The organism is Algoriphagus winogradskyi (assembly GCF_900182815.1).
GTDB lineage: Bacteria > Bacteroidota > Bacteroidia > Cytophagales > Cyclobacteriaceae > Algoriphagus > Algoriphagus winogradskyi.
On the sequence record NZ_FXUA01000002.1, the window covers coordinates 165,415 to 185,543 of the forward strand.

Consider the following 20,129-nt stretch of genomic DNA (forward strand, 5'->3'; position numbering starts at 1 on the left):
TTTACAATCACCCATAAGAAGCATTTTGCCTAGTAATTTCTAATATGAATATTTCTCTCAAAAATCAACGAATACTTGTCACTGGAGCATCCAGAGGTATTGGTAGAGCTATCGCAAAACAACTTTCAGAATCCGGAGCTGAAGTGATTATTCATTGTAATAGGAATGCTAGTGAAGCAGAAAAGCTCAAAGGTGAGTTATCAAACCCATCTTATATTGAATTATGCGATCTTTCAGATATTAATCAAGTCGTTGGCTTTATCCCAAAATTGATTGAAAAATATGGAGAGATCTCGGGATTGGTAAATAATGCGGGAATCTCCCGCTCCGCTCCGGATAATTTGCCTACTGAGGATTGGGTCAAAGTTTGGCAAGAAACTATTCAGGTTAATACAACTGCGCTAGGTATTCTTTGTAAAGAATTTGTAGATCACGCTCTGAAAAATCAAAATGGTAGAATTGTAAATATTTCATCGAGAGCAGCTTTTCGTGGTGATACAACAGATTACATAGCTTACGCAGCCTCCAAGGGTGCCATTGTAAGTTTGACAAGATCAATCGCCAGACATTATGGGAAGCAAGGAATCAAAGCGTTTCTTATCGCACCGGGATTCACTCGAACGGATATGGCAGATGAAATCCTGGCTGAATATGGAGAAGAGTTCGCACTGAATGACATTGCTTTAACCGATCTAACTAGGCCGGAAGATATTGCTCCCATGGTGACACTTCTTTGTTCTGGACTTGCTGATCATGCTACAGGGGCTAGCATTGATATCAATGCTGGTTCGTATGTACATTAGTTATATAGTCACTAAAGTGAAATCCTATGCCCCAGCGGCAAAAACCCAACGAAGTATTTACCCCAGAATTAGTCAAGATTCTAAAGATTTTTGGACTGATCTCAATTGGTTTGGTGCTGTTGCTTTCCTTTTTCAATTCAAAAAGAGCAAATAACACTGGAGATGATCTCACATTTCGAATGACCTCTTCCAGTCGTCTTTATTTTTTGAATGTGCGAGCAATTAAATATGATAGAGAAAATAGATCAGATGCGGGAATGGTCCTTTTTCGTCATGGGAATAGAGAAGTTTCTGAGGCTGACCCCTTGCTGGATTTAGTGATAATTCTCAATAGCCAAAAAGATGAGGCATATTTATATCTAGAACCTGTTAATCTAGAGTGGCCTTTGCAAATCCGAGCTTCCAAGGCAGGAAAGGAGAAAATGTTTCAGTTTCAAAACAGTAATAATTCTGATTTTCTAACGTATGTGAGAGATCTCGAGCCCTGGATATTAGATGAAGCTAAATTTGAAATCTATCATGGTTCGGGTTGGGGGTCTCTGTGGGCAAAACCAAAAGAAAAGCAAGCAGTAAAAACTATATTGGAAGACTATTTTAGATTAATAAATGAACGGGAATAACCCTATGAAAAACCAAAGTCCACAGCTAGAGGAATTCAAGAAATTAATTGGTCAGAAGTTAGATAAAATGCCCTATATGGCTGGAAACTGGCTTGCAGGAACGCTTCTGGAAATTGAAAAGGATTATATCAAAGTATCTTACACGGTCACTGCAGCAATGAGTAACCCTGCCAAAATTCTTCACGGTGGTGTAGCTTCGTTGATGATGGATGACGTGATCGGAATGGCAAACTTTGCTGCGGGTTCTGAATTTTTGATGACCAGTATCAATCTGAACGTTGATTTCTTGTCATCTGCAAGAATTGGTGAAAAACTTGAAGTTTCTGCTAAATTAATTCGTTCTGGTGCAAACTTAAATCATTGGGAAGCCGTTATCACTAAAGATTCAGGTAAGCTGGTAGCTAAAGCCAGTTCAAACATGATCAAAACGCATGTAAAACTCAGCGATCTCGGGTTTTAGATTTTAGACAACTTAATTTTAAGCAAATGAAAAAAATTGTACTCATTGCCTGCTTTTGCCTATTTTCATCGGTCGCATTTTCACAAACTACCATTACTTTCCACCAAAGCAACCTCCCTTTTTTAGGAGTTAATTACCAATTTGGTGAGAAATTTATACCTGAATTTAGATTGGGGACTGATCAATATATTGAAGATCTTTCAGCAGAACTTGTAGCAAACTACATTTTTAAAAAGAAAGATAATTTTGAATTTTATGGAGGAGCTGGTTTTAGAGTTGGAAGTTTTGATGGAATAGTAATTCCTGTGGGGTTAAATATTTATCCTTTCGATCAAAAGGACTTTGGCTTCCATATAGAAGGAGCTCCAATTTTAGGTTTTAGTGATGATTCCTTATTCCGAGGGTCCTTTGGTATTCGATACCGTTTCGCCAAAAACTAAAACTGCTCCATTTTCACCATCAAATCCCAAACCGCTATCCCTAGCGAAACGGAAATATTCAAAGAGTGCTTAGTACCCAATTGTGGGATTTCCAGCACCGCATCACATGCATTAAGCACTTCTTCTTCTACCCCAAAAACCTCATTTCCAAACACCAACGCGTATTTTTTTCCTTTTTCGGGAATAAATTCATTCAACATCACCGAGCGATCTACTTGTTCAAGTGCACATATTTGATAGCCTTCAGATTTTAATTTATCCATTGCCAGCATAGTATTGAGACAATATTCCCATTCCACTGATTCGGTTGCACCCAAAGCAGTTTTCTGAATATCACGATGAGGTGGAGTACCGGTAATTCCGCAGAGGTAAATTTTTTCTACACCAAATGCATCTCCTGTTCTGAAAGCAGAACCCACGTTATTTAAGCTGCGAACATTGTCCAAAACGAGCACAATAGGCGATTTATCCATTTCTTTAAACTCCTCGACTGACACTCTTTCGAGCTCTTCCATGCTTAATTTTTTCATGCTTTTTTGTTCTGCTTTATGAATGGCTTATTTTCGACTTTATTCCCAGAGTGAATTTTCGAAATTACGTACAAAAGTAAGCATACCCCATGAGTAAGTCTAAAGACGGCAAAGAAACGCCTTTAATGAAGCAGTACAATGCGATCAAAGCCAAGCATCCTGGTGCGTTATTGCTGTTTCGGGTTGGGGATTTTTATGAGACTTTCGGTGAAGATGCCGTTCGTGCCAGCAAAATTCTGGATATCGTGTTGACCAAAAGAGCTAACGGTTCCGCATCTCATATTGAGCTTGCTGGTTTTCCTCACCATTCTTTGGATACGTATCTACCGAAATTAGTCCGTGCAGGAAATCGTGTCGCTATCTGTGATCAGCTCGAAGATCCAAAGTCGGTAAAAGGAATCGTGAAGCGTGGAGTTACAGAATTGGTGACACCAGGTCTTTCATTTAATGACCAGGTGTTAGACACGAAAAAAAACAATTACCTCGCTTCAATTTATTTTGGAAAGGACAAGCATGGAATCGCATTTCTGGATCTTTCTACGGGTGAATTTATGTGTGCGGAAGGCTCTGCTTCTTATCTAGAAAAACTGATACAAAGCTTTGCTCCAGCAGAAATTATATTTTCCAAAACTGCTAAAAAAGCTGCTTCAGACCTATTAAAGAATGATTTTATCACATTTCACTGTGAGGATTGGGTGTATCAATATGACTTCACGTATGAAAAACTAAAGACACATTTTGGCACTGCTAACCTTAAAGGGTTTGGTGTAGAAGAGCTGGAAATGGGGATCGTAGCAGCGGGTGCGATTTTGTATTATCTGGAAGAAACTGAGCACAAGGAGATTCAGCATATTTCTTCTATTTCAAGAATAGCAGAAGAAAAATATGTCTGGTTGGACAAATTCACCATTCGAAACCTAGAATTGGTTTTCCCTCAGCACGAAGGCGGTATTCCTTTGATCAATATCCTGGATCAGACGGTGACGCCCATGGGCTCTAGAATGATGAAAAAATGGATGGTGCTACCGCTAAAGGAGAAAGCAGCCATCGTGGAGCGTCAGAACGTAGTCGAATTTTTCTACCAAAATTCTGCTCTGATAGAAGAAATGGTCGATCCACTAAAGCATATCGGCGATCTGGAGCGATTGATTTCTAAGGTAGTTGTAGGTCGTGCAAATCCCCGTGAGATCAATCAGATCAAACGTGCGCTGATTAACATTCAGCCGATCAAAGAGCTTCTAAAAAACCAAAAGAACCCTACCCTTAAAAGGCTTTCGGATCAGCTGCACCCTTGTGAGTTCTTACTGGAAAAGATTAATACAGAGCTCAAGGAAGATGCGCCCATGCTCACTCACCAAGGTGGAATAATTAATGACGGTGTAGATTCGGAATTAGATGAATATAGAGGTCTAGCGAATACAGGTAAGGATTTTTTGGTGCAAATCCAGCAGCGGGAAGTTCAGAAAACAGGAATTACTTCTTTGAAAATTGCTTTCAACAAGGTTTTTGGGTATTACCTGGAAGTTAGTAACGCTCACAAAGACAAAGTTCCTGCGGAGTGGATTCGTAAGCAAACGCTAGTGAATGCGGAGCGATACATCACTCCAGAATTGAAAGAATACGAGGACAAGATCCTGAATGCAGAAGATAAAATGATTGCGATTGAGCAGCGATTTTTCTTGGCATTGGTACAAGAGACCGCTCAATATGTAACGCAAATTCAACAGAATGCTCGAGTGCTGGGAACACTGGATGTGTTACTTTCCTTTGCCCAAGTTGCACTTTCCAACGGGTATTGCAGACCAAAGATTTCCGAAACAGAAACACTTGAAATCAAAGATGGCCGTCATCCAGTAATTGAAAAACAGCTGCCTCCAGGCGAAAATTACGTTCCGAACGACATTTATCTGGATCATGATTCTCAGCAGATCATGATTATCACAGGTCCTAATATGGCTGGTAAATCCGCTCTGTTGCGTCAAACGGCTCTCACAGTGCTGATGGCTCAAATGGGTAGTTTTGTACCTGCATCCTTCGCGAGAATAGGTATTATCGATAAGGTTTTTACGCGTGTAGGTGCATCGGATAATCTCTCTAAGGGAGAATCAACCTTTATGGTGGAGATGACCGAGACGGCAAGTATTCTAAATAATCTATCAGATAGAAGTCTGGTTCTGATGGACGAAATCGGAAGGGGAACGTCAACTTACGATGGGATTTCCATTGCTTGGTCTATCGTGGAGTACTTGCACAACCACCCTACCTTTCGGGCAAAGACACTTTTTGCAACGCATTACCATGAATTAAATCAATTGGCTTCTGACTTCCCCAAAATCAAGAATTTCAATGTCTCGGTAAAGGAAGTTGGAAACAAGGTGATTTTCATGCGTAAACTGAAACAAGGAGGTAGCGAGCACAGCTTTGGTATCCATGTGGCCCAAATGGCGGGAATGCCTAATCCTATAGTGTTGAGGGCAGCTGAGATTATGTCGCACTTGGAGAAGGACAAGGCTATGGCGGAGCAAAAGGAAAATGTTAAATCCATTCCTAAAAATAATTATCAGCTAAGCATGTTCGAGATGGATCCAAAGATGAAGGAAGCAAAAGAGCTGATTGAGGGAATAGATATTAACGCAATTTCTCCGATTGAAGCACTCTTAAAATTGCATGAGATCAAAAAGAAAATTGAAACATAAGATGTTTGTTTTCGTGTCTTATCTTAAAAATAAAATGATTTTTTCATGGATAAAGTATTGCTAAAAGATTTGCGGAAGCAAAATAAATACACTCAATTTTTTCAGGAGTGGAAAGAGCAGGAGTTTCAAGACCATCCAGAAGAAGACCATAAAATGGAGCAACTCGAGCAATTGAGCCAGAATATTGGCATGCAGGAAGGTCTTACGATTGCCTGCTTTGACTATAGAAAATTGAGTTTGGCTTTTTTCACGGGCAATGTAGAGGAGTTGACAGGCTATCCAGCAGCTATGTTTCGTTCGCAAGGAATGGAAACTTCCTTTGCAATGATACATCCTGAAGATAGAGAGGAGCTTTTCCGCTTTCAGAAAATTGTTTTCGATAACTTCCATCAACTCACTTTGGCTGAGAAGCATACCTTTGAATTTTCATACACCACGCGTTGGGTTCATCGAAAGACGAAGGCCATTTCTTGGATGCTGGGAAAAGTAAGACCTTATTTAATTGATTCAGCGGGGAATTTTGCGATGGACTTGCATATCATAGTGCAAATGCACAATCCACCTAAATCTGGTGGGTACGATTGGAATTATTCCTACCAAAAAGCAGATGAAACAAGAGTATTTGTGAGTAAAAACTCTCCAAATAGCCGTGTGGTTTCTCTCACCAAAAAGGAAAAGGAAATTGTTGATCTGATTCTGGATGGTAAAGAGTCCAAGGAAATTGCTGCACACTTAAATATTTCAGTGAATACTGTAGGGACTCATCGGAAAAACATCCTTAAAAAGCTCAATGCCCGAAATTTGGGAGAAATGGTAAAAATATTATCTAGTTATCCATTTTGATACTTGTCTGTAAATCAACGGTAAACTCCAGTTTTTTTAGAATGTGTGAAAAAAATAACGAATGAATGCTTGCGATTTTATTAATGACGCTTACCTTTGCATCCACAATTCAACTGGATCACGTTTCAGTTAACAACGCGAGAGTAGCTCAGCTGGTAGAGCACGACCTTGCCAAGGTCGGGGTCGCGAGTTCGAATCTCGTCTCCCGCTCAAAAAGCCCTTGATTCAAGGGCTTTCTTGTTTCAAGAAAACAGTAGCTCCAAAAAGCTGGAGTGAAGCCGGGATGGTGGAATAGGTAGACACGCAAGACTTAAAATCTTGTGGCCGTAAGGCCGTGCGGGTTCGATTCCCGCTCCTGGTACATAAGCCTCACAGAAATGTGGGGCTTTTTGTGTTTTAATACTTTTTTGATGACTTTATTCATTTTGACCGATGTGAATTTGTCTGGGCATTTTTCACCCGGATTATTTCTAACTTTTAAGGGATATAATTTGCATCCTTTTTTCAAAGAAGCCTCTTATCTAAATGAAACCTCTGCAATATGCAACTTCTTTACTTTTCGTTCTTTTGTCTTTTTTGGTAGAAGGGCAGACTTTAGATTCGAGAATAAAGTCTTTAGATAGTTTGATCTCCAAGGATCAAGCAGCGGTTGCGTTAAAAGAGCTTAAGCAAGTTCTTTCAGAAGTAGTAAAGAATAAGCAACAGGAAGTAATACCTGATTATTTGGAAGTATATGGAAGAGCATTACTAGAGATTCATGCGTATCCAGTGGCAATTCAAATGATGGATGATTTGATTTTGGGATGGGAAAAGCAAATGCCTGGCCCTATCTATCAAAAAGACCTTTGGATGACTGCGGCCAATTGGTATGAATACCTTGGCGACACAGAATCAGCATATCAGTTTGAACTCAAAGCATTCGATGCTGCGATAAAGAGCCAAGGAGTAGTTAGTGATAAGGAAAAGGGAAAGATCAAGATGAATCTTGGCGCCTATTCTATCAATCGAATGGATCTGGAATCTGCCAAAATGCATCTCCATGAGGCACTTGATTTCCTCTTAAAAGACCCAGATCCAGAGTCGGTTTACCTCACAAATAGCTATCTGGGCAACCTTTCCTATTTTTCTTCCAAGTTAGATTCAGCAGAGTATTATTATGAACAATGCCTTGAGGCGATCTCTCTGCTGAACCAAACTCCAAGAAATAAGTATTATCGAACAGCCCTGATTTACAATAATCTATCCGGGGTTCAGAGTGCTTCAGGCCATATGAGCCAAGCAATTCAGTCTATGGAAAAGGTGCTCAGTAATCTTGTTTTCTATAAAGATTCATTGAGTGATCCAGCGGAAAAGAATAAAACTTTAGAGTTTTACCTACAAGCGGTAGATAACCTTGGAGGCATTTATAAAGAACTTGGGAATTTTCAAAAAGCTAAAAATCTGCTTGAATATGCTCATTCTAAGAAGTTGAGTTCATTTGGGTTAGCCAATAAAGAAGTAATCAATTCCAAAATTCTCTTGGGTCAGCTATACTATGAAATGTTTGAAATGGAAGATGCCAGAGCTATCCTTCAGACGGGTTTGGATGGACTGAAGCAAATTGCTGGAAACCGAGACTTTTGGGAGGCTGACGGATGGAATGCCTTGGCGAGAGTGGAAGATTATGAGGGAAATGATGAATTAGCTTTGACATACTATCAACGGGCAGATGCACTATATCAAAATGTACTTGGCGGTGATTTTGACCTTGTTTACCTCGAGTTTCTAACTAACTATAGTAAGTTTTTAGCCGAAAATAGAAACCAAAGTCTAGCGGAAAGTACTGCCTCTAAGGCATATCAATATTTAAATACAATTGGAAATGGGACTAGTCTCCAACTCTTTGATCAATCATTGAGCATGGCAGATGTTTCATTCATTTCTGGAAATTACAGAAAGGCTCAAAATCTGAGTATAGAGGCATTGCAAATCCTGAAAATGCATCTTGTAAATCAAACCGAAAGACTGGACTCTATCCGTGTAAATCTGAAAAAGCCTCAGGCAATTTTGCTTAAAGTGAAGTCTCAATATTACTTGGAAACGGAAAAAAGTCCAGCCTTTTTGAAGTCTCTGGTAAGTGAATTAGACGAAGGAGTTGAATTTCTGGAGAGGAGGAAAACATTTTTGGAATCCGAGGATGATGTAAATCTGCTGATTCAGGACAATAAGGATTATTTTGATTTCTTGAAGCAACTGACTTTTGAGCTTTATCAAAAGACCAACGACGAGTCTTATGTTGAGGATTTGCTAAGCTTACACGAATCTGGGATATATCAAAAGATCCGTCTGAGGCTAGAACAAAATGGACAGCTGCGCTTTGCAAATGTGCCAATTGAGATTTTTGAGGAAGAAGAAGCATTAAAATCAAAACTTGAAAATGCTCTTAATAATGAAGTAGATGGGGTGCAAAATTATCTCCTAGCGAATCATGAATGGGAGAGATTTGTGGAAAACCTAAGGACTCAATACTCAACCTATTATGATTTCAGGTACGCAAGTTTGGAAAGATCTATTGATAAAATCCAGGAATCAATCCCTAATAACACTTCTGTGATCCGATATTTTTTTGTTGGAACGGAGCTGAAGGCATTAGTAATGAAGCATGATCAGAAGAAACTTATAGAGTTGGAGTTTGAAGGCCTTGCAACGATTCTGAACCGATTGCAAGACAATTGGTCTGATGAAAAGCAATCGACCGCTGATTTGAAGCAGCTATATGACCGACTTTGGAAGCCTTTAGAGCCCTACATAACTACTGAGCATGTGCTGATCGTTCCGGATGGTCTGCTATTTAATTTGAGTTTTGAGATTTTGACCCCACAACGCATTCATCGTTATTCAGAATTAGCGACAAAAAGCCTGATTGCATCGCATAGCTTTTCTTACCATTATAGCACACTTTTGTTTGATTATGGTAGGAAATCAGCTTCGTATGAATCCGAATTCGTGGCTTTTGCTCCCGGGTTTTTTGATGTAATGAAAGAGAGCTACCTCAGGGAAGTGAAAGATTCGCTGACCCTTGATCGTGCTTATCTGACTCTTTTGCCCCAACCTTTTACCAAACAACTTGTCGCAGGGATTTCTAAAATTTTTGGAGGTAGGATTTTTACAGATGAAAAATCAACTGTGAATAGATTTAAACTAGAGGCCGGAAAGCACAAGATTATCCATATCGGAACTCATGCAGAATCGAATAATATTAGTCCTAATCTCTCTCGTTTATTTTTCGCGAAGTCAACGAATCATCCAGAAGACGAGAACTCGCTCTTCGTGAAGGATATTTATGCGATGGATTTGAGTTCGGAGTTGTCGGTACTCATTGCGTGTGAATCTGGAAAACCTTCCTATTCACCAGGCGAGGGGATGATTTCGCTGGCGCATGCTTTTAACTATGCAGGAAGTAAAAGCATGCTGATGGGTATCTGGAAAATAGACGAACATGCTAGCTCAGATATTGCAATGGATTTTTATGAAAATCTTGCCAAGGGCTTGACTAAAGATCAAGCATTAAGAGTCGCGAAGCTGAATTACCTATCTACTGCCGAAAGTCGCGCATTAGCTCCGAATTTCTGGGCAGGATTAATTGTCATGGGATCTACTGAGCCCTTAGCGTTGGAGAAACCGGTTCCTATGTATTGGATAGTCACTTTAATTCTTCTTGGTTTGATTGGAAGTTGGTTTGTTTTTAAACTATTCAAAAATCCCAAGGGTTGATGACATTTTTGCCTTTGGCCGATGATATAATGAGTTCAATCTTAATTGTGAAGGGAAGTAATAATCTCAATCCTAATATTTAGAAGCTGAGCATATGTCTATTGATCTATTTCCTCAAATATTCTTGAGCTGAAATACATTTAATTGTATCTTCTTGGCAATTGTAACAAGTATGCCAAAGGATATTTTTAATTCTTATTCACAGGAGGAACTCACTAAGGCAATTATCAATAACGATAATGTTGTGTTACAGTCGATATATAAGTTAGGTTTTCCAAAAGTGCAGCATTTTATACTGAGAAATAGTGGTAGTGAAGATCAGGCAAAAGATATATTTCAAGATGCATTTATTTCTTTCTGGACGAATATCAGATCGGGGAAATTTGCACCGGAAAATGAATCTGCCCTCGTTGGCTACCTATTTCAAATTGCTAAGAACAAATGGTTGGATCACTTAAGATCGTCTAAAACAAAAAAGACAGTACCCCTTGAAGAGCGAGATATAACCGATTTTCCGAATCTTGAAGTACATGATAAGGAAGCGTACTATTTAAAAATAGAATATGCTTTTCAGAAAATTGGCAAGGATTGTCATGAACTTCTGACAAGGTTTTATTTCAAAAAAGAATCGTTGACTCAAGTATCAAGGGCGATGGGTTGGACAGCCCAAACGGCCAAAAACAACAAATATCGCTGCATGCAGAAGCTTAAAAATATCATACAGGAAGGAGAAAAAGAGAGTTGAATAATAAAGCGCAAATATCGTCTGAAGACTTTGAGTTGATTGAAAATTACCTCGATGGGAATCTAGATTCCACTAGTATAGCAAAAGTGGAAGCCCGTCTGAGTCATGAGGAAGATTTTAGAATCAATGTGGAAGAAATTCGAGATCTCAGAGAGGGCATTCAACGAGCAGCATTGAAGGAAAAACTGAATGTATTCCATATGGACATAGAAAAGGTCCAACCAGAAAAAAACAAGATTCACCTGATGTATTGGGCAATAGCGGCCTCTATCAGTCTGTTTATTCTGGCTGGAATCTGGTGGGCAACTCAATCCATTTCCTCACAAGAAAAGATTTTTCAGTCCTACTATCATACCGATCCAGGGCTGATTTCCACGATGTCATCAGCAGGCGATTATGAATTTGCCAGAGGTATGGTGGATTTCAAATTAGGTGAATACAGTGAAGCTGTGAATCGATGGGACAAGTTATTAGCCGATAATCCTTCAAGTGATACACTTAATTACTTCTTAGGGCTATCTTATCTGGAATTAGATGATTTTCAAAAAAGTAAGCAGCTATTAGGCAATGTCACGGGCACAGAAGAAAGTTATTTTTACAAGGATGCCAATTGGTACTTAGGACTGATTATGGTCAAAGAAGGTAACTTTGAAGCAGCTATTCCTTTGCTCGATGCCGCTGATCGAGAAGAGTCAACAATGCTAATTTCCATATTGGAGAAAGAAGACAAGTAAGAGGAATGCATAAGTTTTTATAAGGAAATTATTTTTTAAAGTTTTGATGACCTATTGTAAAAGATTTCGATGGAGAAGTATAAACTACTTTTACCATGAAAAATTTACAACTCACTAAATGGATTTGCCTCCTTTTTTCGATACTGGCATTTGCATGTAGCGATCCGGAAAGTCCTATAGACCCTGATCCAGATCCTACAAAACCTCCTACTGGAGGATCCTCCCCACTTGCACAAACTGTGGATGTAGCAGTTTCATTCCCTCAAGGTGTCAATTTTGATTTATCCAAGGCAACGGTCTCTACGGGATTGATGACATTTCCGGTAGCTGCTGATGGCAAATCCAAAGCAATTTTACCAGATAGTGTAACTAGATTGGCTTTTTTATTCGATGAGTCGAATAAGTTGATTTTAATGGGTGTTCTCAACGAAAAAAATAAATCTATAAATGCTGAGACTACCGCCCAGGCGCTATTCTACTTGGGAGCTGGAGTATTTTACTTACCCGATGCGGTGGTCACTGAATTTTTGAACCCATCTATGCCGCTGCCTGGCTATGAGGAATTTAAGGCAAAAGTGGCTACAGGAATTAAGAACGATTTACTTTATCTCGAAAATCTCAAGTTTGAGCAGGACTTGACAGCTTTGCTGACTGAGTATAGTAAGGATGGAGAAGTTTTGGATATGCGAGCGCGGCAAATTAACGTGGACCCTACTGGTTTTCAAAGCGGTATGCAAATTTTCGAACATGATTTCCTGAATATAAAAATAGCCAATCACTACCGTAGACTAGGGAAAGCATTTATCTATAAAACTGCCTATAAGGCAAAAGGATCTAAAGAAGAGGTGATTTTGATCCCGACAATTGGGCCAACTCAAGCAGCTAAATCTATTCATGACGTAGATGGTACCAAAGGATTTAGCAGTACGCTTGGTACTATTGTGGATCAGATTTCTGGTAAGGGAATGGAATATGCAAAAAAGGAATCAGAGCCGATTTTATTGTCTTTGGGAGATAATGAAGATGAGGCGATTTATAAGGTACGCATAGTTGGTTCTGCTTTTAGGCCTGCCGGTTCTCTCACCATGACCACTGAAGAAAATGCTGCTTGGCAGAAATTGATGCTAAAGCAATTTTATGTGGACTATGCTCTACCCATTATTACTGAGATAATTTCTGAGATCAAAGGAACTGGAGATGCTGGTTTTGCTTTTGAGGCTTTCGAAGCTACAATTTCTCAGTCGCCACAAATCATGGATCTAGTTCTAAGTGGCAACTTTAAAAAGGGGATTGAAGAATTCGTGAAATTTATGGTTGATAAGGGAGGCCAAGAATTTCAAAAATTATTTATTCAAAAAGTTGTAGATAAGTATAAAAACCTGAATAAGCCTACTTGGATTGATTTGAATCGTGATTATACTAATGCTGCTGCTGTTGAAAAATATCTGAAAGTAATCAAGGCGGTAGAGATGTGCGTGAAACTTTTGGATATGGGCAAACTCACCACTGAGCTGATCCTTTCAGACCGGATTGTGGAGTTCACAGCAAAAGCGCGTCGATCTGAAGTCAAAATTAATCCTGGAAAAGAATCTACTGTTCCATTTGCTAACGTGGCATTGAAAGCGGACACGCAAACACAGCTGTCAGATGGACAGTCGTTTGTTTACGTTTGGTCCACTACTGGTAAATATGGCTTGATTGCAGCCGGAGCGTCCAAAGGCACTAAAATAGAAACAACTTCAGCCACTGTCAATTTCAGGAGTGAGGTAAATCCGGCCGACCTAGCTGAAAATAATTTTGAAACAGTTACGGTAGAAGTTTTTATTAAAAAAGGTGCTGACTTATCATTGATAGGTGACGCTACCGCAACGATAAACGTCAAAAAGCAAAAACTGCTGATGAAGCCAGATGGCATTACGCTTAGCGGGAAGGAGAAGCATTCCGTGCGACTTTACTTGGAACGAAGTGATAATATCAATGACATTGTCAGTACATCAGCCTTAGAGTACAAAGTGGAATGGTCCACAGAAGGGAAGTACGGAATGTTTGACGGAAAAAACACATTTGCAACTACTCGAGGCAATGCGATTAATTATCAAGCATTGGATGGAGATATCAAAGAAGGAGAGGAAGAGATCAAAGCCAGTGTTTATTTCAGAGTTCCTGGTTCAGGGGAATGGGTCCTACGAGAAGAAGTGATAGGGAAAGTGAAAGTCAATAACGATCCGAAGAAAATCATACTTAATGTCCCTGTGACGGCGAAGGATTATTTATATGAAGTAGTACCCGGTGCATTTTCAAATGGTGTACATGCACTAGTGATTGTCCCGGTCAATCCAGATGCAAAATCTTATACCGTGACAACCTACGGATTCAAAACGTCCTATAAACATCCCTATGAGGGGCGAACCGTTTCTTGGTTAAATGGAGGGTACCCGCCAAGTTATTACGGATGGCCACTTGGTGACACACGATATTATATTTATCAAAACAGTTATTATTATTCTTTAGGAGCGACTTGGTGTAGTGGGCAGTGTCCAGACGCTATTCCTGGGTGGATCGCCGGATCTTTGGCAGCAGGAGGGCAAGCAAATATAGTTATCACGTTGAAATAGCTTTAGGAGCACAGGATCAAGTTTAGACAGCATCGAGTAAACACTCGGTGCTATTTTTCGTATTTTGAGACCTATGAAAGAATTAGAATTTTTGTCTACTGATTGGCCTACTGTAAAGCATTGGCTGATTATAGGAGGAATCGCTCTTGCCACTTTTCTGATTTTCCTTTTTCTCGCCAGGAAATCAAGAACGCTTTTAAGTAGAAGATTGGTAAAGCGAATGGATGACGATCTGCTTGCGAACTTTCTAGCGGGAATTTTTGGCTCTATTGTGATTCTGATTGGCTTGCTGGTCGTCTTTAGGATTATAGGGTTGACAGGTGTCATCTCAGGAATGTTGGCAGGTGCTGGGATTTCTGCCTTTATCATAGGTTTTGCATTAAAAGATATTGGAGAAAATTTCTTGGCAGGAATTATTCTGGCTTTCAAAAGACCATTTCGGGTAGGTGATATAGTTGATATTAACGGGATGAGAGGTCAGGTGCTGACTTTGAATCTTCGGGATACTCAGATTAAAACTGGCGACGGAAAAGATGTTTTTATTCCAAATGGGATAATCCTGAAAAATCCATTGATCAATTTTACCATAGATGGGTTTCTTCGCTATGATTTTATCGTGGGATTGGATTACGGCTCGGATTATTATGCCGCTATTGAAGTGATCAAGTCTGCAATCGTAGAGGTGCCTGGCGTGTTGGATAGTTCCAAATTACCTTCAGTGTGGGTAACCGAGATGGCAGAAAGCACACTGAATATTCAGGTAACTTTTTGGGTTAACACATTTGATCGAGCGATATCTGACGCTATTGTTAAAAGCAGCGCGATTTTGATGGTGTTGACCGCATTAGAAAAGGCCGGCTTTAATATGCCGGCCCGAATTATAGAATTGAAGAATTATCAGGGTAAGGAGTTGAAAACCTCCGTCCCTAATTCCTTATGATTTGATAATTCCAGCTAAATCTGCTGGAGAATAAGCTACTGATTTCAGTGTTTTTCTATCGCCTTCCCTGAACACTAAGAATAAATCTCCTTCTTTTTCATAGAAGCATTCTGTCCCTTTTGCATTGTAGTGCGCCACAGTTGCTTTGGCTTCTTCTTCTGTTTTACAGGCTTTACTCATATTAGAGCGTTGGACTTCGTCGAAGAGCGTTTTGAATTTTTCGCCAAGTCCAAACTCCAAAATCGCCCCAGACAATACGTATTGCAAGTCACAAAGCGCATCAGCCACTTCGACCAAGTCATTGTTTGCAATAGCCTCTTCCAGCTCTTTCAGTTCCTCGGCCAAAAGAGAAACCCTAAGATCACATCTAACTTTCTCAGGGATAGTTGGAGATGGTAAAACCGGGTGTTTGAAAGTTTCGTGAAATAAAGCTACAGAGGTAAGTGACTTAGGATCTTGCATAATTTTGTAATAATTGAAAGCCTGAAATAACTAAAAAAGAACCGGTTTTCCGGACTTTTGCCCTGCGAATTCTAACTACCCTCAGGAGAATAAGAATTTAGCTAAGACAGTTTTCTGTCTTTTTTAAAATTGAGAATCAGACAATAAGTCTGATTTTGTGACAAGATGTTTAAGTTTGTGGTGATACATTGGCTTGGATGAGTTTTTGTCCCACTATTCACAATAATTTTCCATGGAAATTTCATTTTATAAATATCAAGGAACCGGCAATGACTTCGTCATGATCGATGATCGTGACCAGAAATTTGACGATTCTGATTTGAATCTAGTCTCAAAGCTTTGTGATAGAAGATTCGGAGTCGGCGCTGATGGATTGATTTTGATCAGAAATCATAAAGATTATGATTTTGAAATGATCTACTTCAATGCCGATGGTAGCCAGAGTATGTGCGGCAATGGTGCACGATGTGCAGTTGCATTTTCCGCATTTCTAGGGATTTTGGATAAAAAGACGAGTTTCCTGGCCATCGATGGAGCTCATAAGGCGATTTTGATAGATGGTTTGGTGCAGCTGTTGATGGGAGATGTAGCAGGCGTGGATAATAAAGGAGCAGATTTCTTTGTTAATACAGGTTCTCCGCACCATGTTCGCTTTGTAGATGATGTTCAAAACTATCCTATTTTCGCAGAAGGTAAAACCATACGCTACGATCAAATGTATGCTCCAGCAGGCACCAATGTGAATTTCGTGGAGAAAATAGGTGAAGATGAAATCTTTGTCCGTACGTATGAAAGAGGCGTTGAAGACGAGACGCTTTCTTGTGGAACTGGAGTTACTGCTGCTGCAATTGCCTTTGGAAAAAACCAGCAAGCAGCCGAGATAAAAATAAAAACCCTTGGCGGTCAATTATCAGTGAAATTTAAAGCTTCCGAAAATGAAAGTTTCAGAGAAGTCTGGTTGATTGGGCCCGCTCAGCAGGTTTTTGCCGGAAAAATAAGTGTTTGACAAATTTTTGAGTTCTCTTTAGATGAACTCGTTTTATTATCAATTATAACAAAAAGGGCTTAATTTTGAGCCTCAAAGTAGAATTACAATAAGCTAGCATGTTAGATATAATAGCAAAAGGACTTGCAAAAGTATTTGGAACCAAGTCCGACAGAGATATTAAGGAACTTCTCCCAATCGTCAAGCAGATTAATGATGTTTTTTCTGGATTAAAGAGCCTCAGTGATGACCAATTGCGTGCTAAAACGGAGGAAATTAAAGCTGAAATCAACACTCACCTAAAGGAGTTTGATGATAAAATCAGTAGCATCAGAGCTAAGGTAGAAGACTTGCCTGTGAAAGCTATTCATGAGAAGGATCAGCTTTTCAATCAGATCGATCAGGTCGAAAAAGAAAGAAATGAAGCACTTGAGGTTGTTTTAAATAACGTTTTGCCGAAAGCTTTCGCGGTCGTAAAAGAGACAGCGAGACGTTTTAAAGAAAACGGAAAGCTAATTGTAAGAGCGAATGACCGTGATCGAGAGCTATCTGCAAGTAAGCAGAATGTAGAAATACAAGGAGATGAGGCGATCTGGCATAATAGATGGATGGCCGCCGGTTCTGAAGTTGTATGGGACATGGTTCACTACGATGTTCAGCTGATCGGTGGTATGGTGCTTCACAAAGGTAAAATTGCCGAAATGGCCACAGGTGAAGGTAAAACGTTGGTTTCGACTCTACCTGCTTACCTGAATGCGCTTGCAGGACGTGGTGTACACATTGTTACTGTAAACGATTATTTGGCAAAACGTGATTCTGAATGGAATGCGCCACTTTTTGAATTCCACGGATTGACGGTGGATTGTATTGATAAATTCACTCCAAATTCAGCCGGTCGAAAGAAGGCATATAAATCAGATATCGTTTATGGTACCAATAACGAATTTGGATTTGACTACCTGAGAGACAACATGGCTCGTGAAGCCGGAGATTTGGTTCAGGGCAAGCATCATTTTGCAATGATTGATGAGGTCGATTCCGTTTTGATTGATGATGCGAGAACGCCATTGATTATTTCTGGTCCTGTGCCTAAAGGCGATGTTCACGAGTTTGATGACATGAAGCCAAGAGTAGCTACACTTGTTGATGAGCAACGCAAGTTGGTTCAGGGCTTTTTGACCTCGGCTAAGAAAATGCTTGCTGATGGCAATGAAAAAGAGGGAGGCTTGGCTTTATTCCGTGCATTCCGTGGTATGCCAAAATATAAGCCATTGATCAAATACCTTTCTGAACCAGGCATTAGAGTAATTCTACAGAAGACAGAAAATTATTACCTACAGGACAATAAGCGTCAAATGCCAGAGGCAGATGAGCCACTTTTGTTTACTATAGATGAAAAAACAAACGTAGTCGATCTGACAGATCGTGGTATCGAGACGATGACTACTAAAAATGAAAACACAGAATTCTTCATACTCCCTGATATCGGAATTGTGATTGCTGATTTGGAGAAAGAAGAAGGTCTTTCAGATACCGAAAAGCTTGTCCGTAAAGAGGAGGCAATCAAAGATTACAGCGTAAAAGCACAACGAATCCATACTGTAAATCAACTTCTTAAAGCATACTGTATGTTTGAGAAGGATACTGAGTACATTTTGGTAGATGGAAAAGTGAAGATCGTAGATGAGCAGACTGGTCGTGTGATGGAAGGTCGTCGTTATTCTGATGGATTACACCAGGCCATCGAAGCGAAGGAAAATGTGAAGGTGGAAGATGCCACGCAGACTTACGCTACCATTACCCTTCAGAACTATTTCAGAATGTACCATAAGCTGGCTGGTATGACTGGTACAGCGGAAACGGAAGCTGGGGAATTCTGGGAAATTTACAAATTGGATGTAGTAGTAATACCTACCAATAAGCCGATTATCAGAGCTGACCGAGAAGATAAAGTCTACAAGACTGTTCGAGAGAAATTCAACGCTGTCGGTGACGAAATCAATGAGCTAGTTGCAGCTGGAAGACCTGTTTTGGTGGGTACCACTTCGGTAGAAATTTCAGAGGTACTGAGTAGAATGCTTACTTTAAAGAAGATTCCACATCAGGTATTGAATGCAAAGCAGCACGCTCGAGAAGCTGATGTGGTTGCCATTGCCGGTCAAGCGGGCACGGTAACTATTGCAACTAACATGGCTGGACGTGGTACAGATATTAAGCTTTCTCCAGAGGCTAAAAAAGCTGGCGGTTTGGCCATCATAGGTACAGAGCGCCACGAATCCCGTCGTGTTGATAGACAGCTGAGAGGTAGATCTGGACGTCAGGGTGATGTGGGTTCTTCCCAGTTCTTCGTGTCACTAGAGGATAGCTTGATGCGTCTATTTGGTTCCGATCGTATTGCAAAGTTGATGGATAGAATGGGCCTTGAAGAAGGAGAAGTGATTCAGCACAGCATGATTTCCAAGTCTATCGAACGTGCGCAACGAAAGGTGGAGGAAAACAACTTTGGCACCAGAAAGAGACTACTTGAGTACGATGATGTGATGAACTCACAGCGTGAAGTCGTTTACAAGAGAAGAAGAAATGCGCTGAAAGGAGAAAGACTTGAGCTGGATATTCTGAACGTACTCTATGATGTATGTGAAGGCTTAGTGGATATGGGCAAATCAACAGCAGATCCTGAGGATTTCAGAATGAACGTATTCACTACCTTGGGTATAGATTATAATGTCACTGAAAATGACCTCAAAACCAAGGACGCAGGTCAATTGACCCAAGAGCTATATACTGCATCTTTTGAGGCTTATCAGAAGAAAAGCGAAACAATGATGAGTACAGCTCTTCCGATTTTCAAGAGAGTGCAGGAGGAAAGAGGAGCTACTGTGAAAGATATCATGGTTCCGATTTCTGATGGAATCAAACAAATCGGAGTAGTTGCAAATCTTGAAGCGACAATTAACTCTGAAGGTCGAGAGCTAGTACGAGCGATAGAGAAAAATGTAACACTTGCTATCATTGATCAAAACTGGAAAGAGCATTTGAGAGATATGGATGATCTAAAGCAGTCGGTACAAAATGCCGTTTATGAGCAAAAAGATCCGCTGTTGATCTACAAGTTCGAGGCATTTGAAATGTTCAAACGCTTCATCGGTAAGCTGAATGAGGACATGACCACATTCTTGACTAGGGCAGACTTGCCTAAGCAAGATCCAAATCATGTGCATGCAGCAGCTCCTCAACATACTTCAGAACCTCAAGTACAAGCTTCTAAAGCTGAGGCAGGAAGCACTCTAAACCCAGGTGCAAACCGTGCAGCAGTCGCAGCATCAAATGCTGGAAGACCAGCTCCGCAGGTAGTTGCTCCTAGAAAATCTGATAAAGCCTACGGAAGAAATGACAAAGTTTCTGTTCAATACACAAATGGAACTACCAAATCTGACGTGAAATATAAAAGTGTGGAACAGGATGTGCAGGAAGGAAAGTGTGTAATCATCGACAATTAAGCA

The 20,129-nt window shown here is 40.1% G+C and carries 15 protein-coding genes and 2 tRNA genes; 15 read left to right on the plus strand and 2 right to left on the minus strand.

Annotation, left to right across the window (positions count from 1 at the left end; genetic code table 11):
* The first annotated feature begins 44 nt into the window (after nt 1-44).
* From QOL76_RS05080 to QOL76_RS05095, 4 genes are read left to right on the plus strand one after another with little or no spacing between them, the layout of a single operon-like run.
* Nucleotides 45-803, plus strand: a complete 759-nt coding sequence (locus tag QOL76_RS05080; RefSeq protein ID WP_283411949.1) for an SDR family NAD(P)-dependent oxidoreductase — start codon at nt 45-47, stop codon at nt 801-803.
* Nucleotides 804-829: 26 nt separating this feature from the next.
* Nucleotides 830-1,423, plus strand: coding sequence for a hypothetical protein (locus QOL76_RS05085; protein ID WP_283411950.1), 594 nt, complete (start codon nt 830-832; stop codon nt 1,421-1,423).
* Nucleotides 1,424-1,427: 4 nt separating this feature from the next.
* Nucleotides 1,428-1,883: a PaaI family thioesterase gene (locus QOL76_RS05090; RefSeq protein WP_283411951.1), complete on the plus strand. Its 456-nt coding sequence runs from the start codon at nt 1,428-1,430 to the stop codon at nt 1,881-1,883.
* Between the two features lie 26 nt (nt 1,884-1,909).
* Nucleotides 1,910-2,323: a hypothetical protein gene (locus tag QOL76_RS05095; RefSeq protein ID WP_283411952.1), complete on the plus strand. Its 414-nt coding sequence runs from the start codon at nt 1,910-1,912 to the stop codon at nt 2,321-2,323.
* Here the strand turns inward: QOL76_RS05095 and QOL76_RS05100 are convergent.
* Nucleotides 2,320-2,853, minus strand: coding sequence for an RNA methyltransferase (locus QOL76_RS05100; RefSeq protein WP_283411953.1), 534 nt, complete (start codon nt 2,851-2,853; stop codon nt 2,320-2,322). The two genes, QOL76_RS05095 and QOL76_RS05100, sit on opposite strands and share 4 nt — an antisense overlap.
* Before the next feature lie 89 nt (nt 2,854-2,942).
* On the opposite strand from QOL76_RS05100, the gene mutS reads away from it, so the two are divergent.
* The 9 genes from mutS to QOL76_RS05145 all read left to right on the plus strand — a co-directional run bounded on the left by mutS (nt 2,943) and on the right by QOL76_RS05145 (nt 15,179).
* Complete coding sequence (gene mutS, locus QOL76_RS05105; RefSeq protein WP_283411954.1) at nt 2,943-5,549, plus strand: DNA mismatch repair protein MutS; 2,607 nt, start codon at nt 2,943-2,945, stop codon at nt 5,547-5,549.
* Between the two features lie 45 nt (nt 5,550-5,594).
* Nucleotides 5,595-6,392: a LuxR C-terminal-related transcriptional regulator gene (locus QOL76_RS05110; RefSeq protein ID WP_283411955.1), complete on the plus strand. Its 798-nt coding sequence runs from the start codon at nt 5,595-5,597 to the stop codon at nt 6,390-6,392.
* 137 nt (nt 6,393-6,529) lie between these two features.
* Nucleotides 6,530-6,602: transfer RNA gene (locus QOL76_RS05115), tRNA-Gly, on the plus strand.
* 67 nt (nt 6,603-6,669) lie between these two features.
* Nucleotides 6,670-6,753, plus strand: a tRNA-Leu gene (locus QOL76_RS05120).
* 164 nt (nt 6,754-6,917) lie between these two features.
* Nucleotides 6,918-10,145, plus strand: coding sequence for a CHAT domain-containing protein (locus tag QOL76_RS05125; RefSeq protein WP_283411956.1), 3,228 nt, complete (start codon nt 6,918-6,920; stop codon nt 10,143-10,145).
* A gap of 154 nt (nt 10,146-10,299) precedes the next feature.
* Complete coding sequence (locus tag QOL76_RS05130) at nt 10,300-10,890, plus strand: RNA polymerase sigma factor (RefSeq protein ID WP_283411957.1); 591 nt, start codon at nt 10,300-10,302, stop codon at nt 10,888-10,890.
* A complete protein-coding gene (locus tag QOL76_RS05135) occupies nt 10,887-11,624 on the plus strand; it encodes a tetratricopeptide repeat protein (protein WP_283411958.1) in 738 nt (245 codons plus the stop codon). Before QOL76_RS05130 ends, QOL76_RS05135 begins: the two co-directional genes overlap by 4 nt.
* Before the next feature lie 95 nt (nt 11,625-11,719).
* A complete protein-coding gene (locus QOL76_RS05140; protein WP_283411959.1) occupies nt 11,720-14,239 on the plus strand; it encodes a hypothetical protein in 2,520 nt (839 codons plus the stop codon).
* Between the two features lie 73 nt (nt 14,240-14,312).
* Complete coding sequence (locus QOL76_RS05145; RefSeq protein WP_283411960.1) at nt 14,313-15,179, plus strand: mechanosensitive ion channel family protein; 867 nt, start codon at nt 14,313-14,315, stop codon at nt 15,177-15,179.
* Here QOL76_RS05145 and QOL76_RS05150 read toward each other — a convergent pair.
* Entirely contained in the window at nt 15,174-15,641 is a 468-nt protein-coding gene (locus QOL76_RS05150; protein WP_283411961.1) for a pyrophosphohydrolase domain-containing protein, read from the minus strand. The two genes, QOL76_RS05145 and QOL76_RS05150, sit on opposite strands and share 6 nt — an antisense overlap.
* Before the next feature lie 232 nt (nt 15,642-15,873).
* Here QOL76_RS05150 and dapF point away from each other — a divergent pair, with 232 nt between their 5' ends.
* Nucleotides 15,874-16,647 carry a diaminopimelate epimerase gene (dapF, locus tag QOL76_RS05155; RefSeq protein WP_283411962.1) on the plus strand — a complete coding sequence of 258 codons (774 nt, stop codon included), beginning with the start codon at nt 15,874-15,876 and terminating at the stop codon, nt 16,645-16,647.
* Nucleotides 16,648-16,745: 98 nt separating this feature from the next.
* Nucleotides 16,746-20,126: a preprotein translocase subunit SecA gene (secA, locus tag QOL76_RS05160; RefSeq protein WP_283411963.1), complete on the plus strand. Its 3,381-nt coding sequence runs from the start codon at nt 16,746-16,748 to the stop codon at nt 20,124-20,126.
* The last annotated feature ends 3 nt before the right edge of the window (nt 20,127-20,129 follow it).